The 6,060-nt window shown below is 72.7% G+C and carries 5 protein-coding genes, 1 tRNA gene and 1 pseudogene; 4 read left to right on the top strand and 3 right to left on the bottom strand.

From position 1 onward, the window contains the following. The first annotated feature begins 118 nt into the window (after positions 1–118). Positions 119–192 (top strand) — tRNA-Ala (locus GL263_RS19570). 156 nt (positions 193–348) lie between these two features. Here GL263_RS19570 and GL263_RS19565 read toward each other — a convergent pair. Further along, positions 349–750, bottom strand: a complete 402-nt coding sequence (locus GL263_RS19565; protein ID WP_182857035.1) for a DUF1266 domain-containing protein — start codon at positions 748–750, stop codon at positions 349–351. Positions 751–869: 119 nt separating this feature from the next. Between GL263_RS19565 and GL263_RS19560 the strand changes: the two genes are divergently transcribed. Continuing rightward, positions 870–1,277 carry a YciI family protein gene (locus GL263_RS19560; RefSeq protein WP_182857034.1) on the top strand — a complete coding sequence of 136 codons (408 nt, stop codon included), beginning with the start codon at positions 870–872 and terminating at the stop codon, positions 1,275–1,277. A gap of 8 nt (positions 1,278–1,285) precedes the next feature. Then, entirely contained in the window at positions 1,286–2,422 is a 1,137-nt protein-coding gene (locus GL263_RS19555) for an RNA polymerase sigma factor (protein WP_182857033.1), read from the top strand. Between the two features lie 116 nt (positions 2,423–2,538). Here GL263_RS19555 and GL263_RS19550 read toward each other — a convergent pair whose 3' ends face one another. Together GL263_RS19550 and GL263_RS19545 are read right to left on the bottom strand one after the other, a co-directional pair. After that, positions 2,539–4,074, bottom strand: coding sequence for an MFS transporter (locus tag GL263_RS19550; protein WP_323379481.1), 1,536 nt, complete (start codon positions 4,072–4,074; stop codon positions 2,539–2,541). Positions 4,075–4,295: 221 nt separating this feature from the next. Further along, positions 4,296–5,648, bottom strand: a complete 1,353-nt coding sequence (locus GL263_RS19545) for a cytochrome P450 (RefSeq protein WP_323379482.1) — start codon at positions 5,646–5,648, stop codon at positions 4,296–4,298. Positions 5,649–5,934: 286 nt separating this feature from the next. On the opposite strand from GL263_RS19545, the pseudogene GL263_RS19540 reads away from it, so the two are divergent. Further along, positions 5,935–6,060, top strand: a pseudogene (locus GL263_RS19540) (thiamine phosphate synthase); the annotation flags it as partial.

The following is a 6,060-nucleotide window of genomic DNA, read 5'->3' as shown; positions in this document are numbered from 1 at the left end:
CCCCCTCTTCGACCAGGACGCCTCCGACGACCATCCCCGCGCCTCCGGCCAGTGACCGCCGGACGGGATCGGATTTCGTCCCGCGGCCGGGGGGATGCTAGTGTTTCACTCGTTCCGAGGGCCTGTAGCGCAGCCTGGTAGCGCATCTCGTTCGCAACGAGGGGGTCAGGGGTTCAAATCCCCTCAGGTCCACGTGACGACTGTTCCCGAACCCAGGTGGGAGCGGTCCGGAGATCCCGTTCGATCGTTCAGATCGAACGGGATCTTTGCGTTTCGGACGGACCGCGGCCCGCGTGAGCGGTCGGCCGGCGGGGTCGGCTTTCGGCCGCGGCTCCGTCAGCCGCCGACTCAGCGGAACGGGATGGTGCGCCAGAGACTGTCCGGGTCCTCGGCCAGCAACCGTTGCGGGACCAGCGCGGATTCGTAGAAGTGCCCGAAGCTCTCCTCGTCGAAGCGCAGCACCCGGCCGAGGGTGTCGGCGGCGGAGTAGTCCTCCCAGGAGTCGTACGCACTGCGGGCCCGCTTGCTGACGGTGAGAACCGCGTCCACCAGTTCCTCGGGCTCGAAGTAGCGGGCGCCGACGACCCAGCGGACGAAGTTCACGGCCCGACCGTAGTCGTACGCCGCCGCGGTGCGTACCCGGGCCCTTCGGGCCGGGCGTACGGCGCGTGCGGTGTCTCGCCGCCGGCGGCGGAGCTGCTGTTGACCACGGCGCCGAGTCTGGCCAGACCACCGTGACGCCCCCAACATGCCTGCCGCGGCGCCCACTCGGCCGAAAGCCGGACGGGGATGTCGAGAAGCCGCGTCCGGCTCCGTCCCCGGGGTGAACGCGACCACAATGGGTCGCACGCGAACCGAGGAGGCCCACGATGGCCAAGTACCTGCTGCTGAAGCACTACCGCGGCGCCCCGGCTCCGGTGAACGACGTGCCCATGGACCAGTGGAGCCCGCAGGAGGTCGCGGCGCACATGTGGTACATGAGCGACTTCGCGGCCCGGCTGGAGAAGACCGGGGAGTTCGTCGACGGTCAGGCGCTCGCCCCCGAGGGGGCGTGGGTCCGCTACGACGGCGAGGGCCGCCCGCCCGTCACCGACGGGCCGTTCGCGGAGACCAAGGACCTCGTCGCCGGCTGGATGGTCATCGACGTCGACAGCTACGAGCGCGCCGTCGAACTGGCCGGAGAGCTGTCCGCCGCGCCCGGAGCGGGCGGCGAGCCGATCCACGAGTGGCTGGAGGTGCGCCCGTTCCTGACGGCGCCGCCCACCATCACGGAGTGACGTGACCGATGGACGAGCTCCTGCTCAGAAGCCTCACGCCGAGCGTGCTCACCGTCCTCGTCCGCCGCGGAGCCGACTTCGCGGCGGCCGAGGACGCCGTCCAGGACGCCCTCGTCGAGGCGCTCCGGGTCTGGACGGACGACATGCCGAGGGACCCCAAGGGGTGGCTGATCACCGTGGCCTGGCGCAGGTTCCTCGACGCGACGCGGGCCGACGCCGCGCGTCGCCGGCGCGAGAACCGCGTCGAGGAGGAGCCGTCGCCCGAGCCGGTGCCCGCCGTGGACGACACGCTCCAGCTCTACTTCCTGTGCGCCCATCCGTCGCTGACCCCGGCGTCGGCGGTCGCCCTCACCCTGCGCGCGGTCGGCGGGCTGACCACCCGCCAGATCGCCGAGGCGTACCTGGTTCCCGAGGCGACGATGGCCCAGCGCATCAGCCGGGCCAAGCGCACCGTCTCGGGCGTGCGTTTCGACCGGCCCGGCGACGTGGCCACCGTGCTGCGCGTCCTCTACCTCGTGTTCAACGAGGGATACTCCGGCGACATCGACCTGGCTGCCGAGGCCGTCAGGCTCACCCGGCAGCTCGCGGCCCGCGTCGACCATCCCGAGGCGGCCGGTCTGCTCGCCCTCATACTGCTCCACCAGGCCCGCCGCGCCGCCCGGACCGCGCCCGACGGCAGCCTGGTGCCGCTCGCCGAGCAGGACCGGGGCCGTTGGGACACCGCGCTGATCGCCGAGGGCGTCGGGATCCTCCAGGCCGCCCTCGCCCGGGACCGGCTCGGCGAGTTCCAGGCCCAGGCGGCCATCGCGGCACTCCACGCCGACGCTCCCACCGCCGAGGAGACCGACTGGGTGCAGATCGTCGAGTGGTACGACGAACTCGCGGCCCTGACGGACAACCCGGTCGTCCTGCTCAACCGCGCGGTTGCCGTCGGCGAGGCCGACGGGCCGCGCGCCGGCCTGGCGGCCCTCGCCGGGCTCGACGCCGCGCTGCCGCGTCACACCGCGGCGGCCGCCTACCTCCACGAGCGCGCCGGCGACCTGACGACGGCGGCCAGGCTGTACGCCGAAGCCGCCCACAAGGCGTCCAACCTCGCCGAACGCGACCACCTCACCCGCCAGGCCGCCCGCCTGAACGCCGGATAGCCCGCTGACGGCGTACCGCACAACAGCCCTTCGCTCCCACACCGGCCGCGCCCTGGCCGGCCGCGCGGTCGCGGGAGGCTTGTTCCGTGGGCCTCCGGGGTGTCGTACGTGGGGTGCTATGGGGTGGTCGGGGTTCGGCGGGGCATGAGGAGGTACGCGGCGACGGCCAGAGAGAGGGGGAGGAGGCTGACGACCAGCATGGTGAGCCGCAGGCCGTCGGTGAAGTCCAGTCCGAGGTCGAGTCCGGAGTGCCGCAGCAGGTTCGGGTCGTATCCGGCGCTGCCGGGGCTGTGCGCCATCGCGCTCCGGGTCGCGTCGACGGCTTCCTCCGCCTCGGTCACCGACAGGCCGCGCTCCGCGGCGTCGTTGAGCCACTGCCGTTGGAAGAAGAGGTTGAGCAGGAGCAGGTAGACGGCGGGGCCGAGCGCGTAGCCGGTCATCGCGAACGTCGGCTGGACGGCGGCCACGACGCCGGCCTTGCCGGGTGGGGCGTGCGAGAGGATGACCTCGGCCGCGGAGGCGGAGGCCACGAGGGAGCCCAGGTTGGCGAGCCAGGTGGCGAGGACGAGGATCCACAGCGCCATCGTCGGTTCGGCGGTGGCGGCCATCAGCAGTGAGCTGGCCGTCAGCAGGAGCAGGCTGGTGATGAGGACGGGTCGGGGTGTGTACTTCCCGATCAGACGTCCGGACAGGACGATGGCCGCCGCGCTCAGCAGCGTGCCGGGCAGGTACAGCAGGCCGATGGCGCGTTGTGACAGCGACAGGATCACGCTGCCGAACTGCCCGAGGACGACGCTGAATCCGGCGGCGATGAAGTTGAGCGTCAGGCTGGCGAGCGCGGCCACGGTGAACGCACCGCTGCGGAAGAGCGACAGTTGAAGGGCCGGAGCGGGGGTTCGGCGTTCGTGGAGCACGAACAGGACGCCCGCGATGGCGCTGGCCGCCAGCGGGAGCCAGGCCTGGGGCCGGGTGATCCCGTTCTGCGCCTCGGCGAAGCCGTGGACGAGGCTCAGCAGGGCGAGGCCGACCAGGCTGACGCCGAGAGCGTCGACCTCGCGGCGCCGCAGGGCGGGAGGTTCGGTGACGTGCCGGGCTGTCAGGGCGAGTGCGCCGAGCGCGATCAGGGGGACGAGCAGGAACAGCCACCGCCAGCCGAAGGCGTCCACCACCCAGCCCCCGACGGCGGGCGTCACACCGCACAGCACCATCTCGATGGCCATGAAGAGGCCGATGGCGGCAGGCCGCCTCTCCTCCGGCACTGACACCTTGAGCAGCGCAAGCGCGACCCCCAGGATCAGGGCCAGCGCCACGCCGTCCAGGAGGCGCATGACCAGCAGGAACACATAGCCGGGGGAGAGGGCGGAGAGCACGTTGACGACGGCGCTGCCGACCAGCCCCAGTGTCAGCAGCCGCTTGAGCCCGTAGGCGTCTCCGAGGTTCCCCACCGCGAGCACGGCGGCGGCCACGACCAGCGTCGCCACGCCTCCGAGGAACCCGACGACCTCGGGAGGGACGTGCAGCGCCCGGCTGATCTGCGGCATGTTCAGGCCGAGGATCAGCGGGTCGACGACGGTGATGGTGAACGCGAGGGAGAGTCCCAGGATGATCGGGAAGTACGCGAGGGTGGGTCGCGGCTCCGCGGCAGCCGCCACAGCACAACCTCCCGTACCCCGGCCGACGCCGCTCGCCCGCTGGTGGACCGGTTATGGCCCGGCTCACCGCTCCCGGCCAGACTCTCAGGACATCGGTGGCGGCCCGGGCCCATCCGGCCGTGGCGGGGGCGGATTCACTCCTGCACGTCGGCCGACTCGCCGCCGGGCCGGGTGTGACCGTCTCCGGTCGGGGCCGAGCGGGCCCCGACCGGGCGGTGCCGTCAGGGGGCGCGGCGGGTGAGGGTCATGGGGATGCGGTCGGCGTGGGCGACGGCGGAGACGGTCTCCTTGGGGGTGTGGCCGGGGACGGGGACGAACTGCCAGCGGGCCAGCCAGGTGGCGAGTGCGATGGTGGCCTCCGTCCAGGTGAAGGCGTCGCCGATGCACTTGCGGTTGCCCGCGCCGAACGGCACGTACGCCTCGCGCGGGATCTCGGCGCGGCGTTCGGGGAGCCAGCGGTCGGGGTCGAAGCGGTGGGCGTCGCGGTAGGTGCGCTCGTCGCGGTGGAGCGCGTAGAGGCTGAACGCGACCTCCGCGCCGACGGGCAGGTCGACACCGCCGAGGGTCACGGGGGCGGTCGCGCGCCGCATGAGCAGGGTGACGCCGTGGAGGCGGATCGTCTCGTCCAGGCAGCGGCGGATGGTCTCCAGCTTGGGGACGTCCTCGATGGTGACGGGCCGGTCGCCGACGACGTCGCGGATCTCCGCGACGACCTGCTCCTCCACGTCCCGGCGCCTGGCGAGTTCGTGGAGGGTCCAGGCGAGGGTGGCGGCGGTGGTCTCGGCGCCGGCGAAGAGGAGGGTGCTGAGTTCGTCGCGCACCTCCACGTCGGTCAGCGATTCGCCGGTCTCGGAGTCCTGGGCGGCCAGCAGCAGGGCGAGCAGGTCGTTGTGGGAGTCGCCGTGTCCGGTGCTCCGGGCGCTGGCGACGACCTCGTCGATGACCCGGCGGAGGCTGGCGGCGGCCTCGTCGAAGTCGCGGTTGGCGCGGATGGGGAGGCGGTCGAGGGCCTTGGGGGAGGCGGCGCGGAGGAGCAGGTTCTTCAGGACGACGGGCAGCTGGGTGCGTACGGCCTCCACGGCGGGGCGGCCGATGTCGGTGGAGAACAGGGTCTCGGCGAGGGTCTCGACGGCGAAGCGGGCCATCTCCTCCTCGAGCTCGATCTCCTCGCCCTCCTGCCAACGGTCCGCCATGGCGGTCGCGTTGGCGCTCATGACGGCGGAGTAGCGGGCGATGCGGGCCGGGTGGAACATGGGTTGTATCAGGCGGCGGTTGCGCCGGTGGAGTTCGCCGTCGGAGTTGGCGAGGCCGTTGCCCGCGAGTGGCCGCAACCGGTCGAAGAAACGTCCCTTCTCGAAGGATCTCGCCTGCGTGACGGTCACCTCGCGGACCAGTTCGGGAGTGGTGACGACGTACATCGGCATCGTGCCGAGATCCACGCGGACGATCTCGCCGTGGTCGCGGAGCGAGGACAGGAAGCCCAGCGGATCGCGCCACAGCCGCAACACGTGCCCCAGCAGGGGGAGGCGTCCGGGCGCGCGGGGTACCGACGGTGGTGGGGCGATCGACTGCACAGACAAGGAAGTGGACCTTTGCTCTCGGGGGTGCCGGGCGGCACGGTGCACCGGCCGCCCGGGTGCTGCGTGGGGCGCGCACCGTGGGGGGTACGCGGGTGCGTGGGCGCACCCGGCTGGTGCGCCCACGCCATCCGTACCCCTCCAGAGGCCCGACCCCACCGCCGGCCCGCGACAACCGGCCCGGAGAACGGTGGTGTTGGTCACGGCCGCAGGCAGGCGGGCGCTGCGGCGGGGATAGGCTGAGGCCGGCCCGCTCCCGCGCTCCCTCCGCGTACGACCAGGCGGTGCCGACGTGCTCCACCTCGGCCAGGGCGACCTGCCGGTGCCCGCCGCCCGCGCGATCCTGGGACCGACCCCGGACGACGTGCTGATCGGCCGCTCCACCCACGCGGAGGCCGAGGTGGACGCC

Source organism: Streptomyces durbertensis, from assembly GCF_014156695.1.
GTDB classification, from domain to species: Bacteria; Actinomycetota; Actinomycetes; order Streptomycetales; family Streptomycetaceae; genus Streptomyces; species Streptomyces durbertensis.
This window is presented reverse-complemented; position numbering and strand designations above follow the sequence as displayed.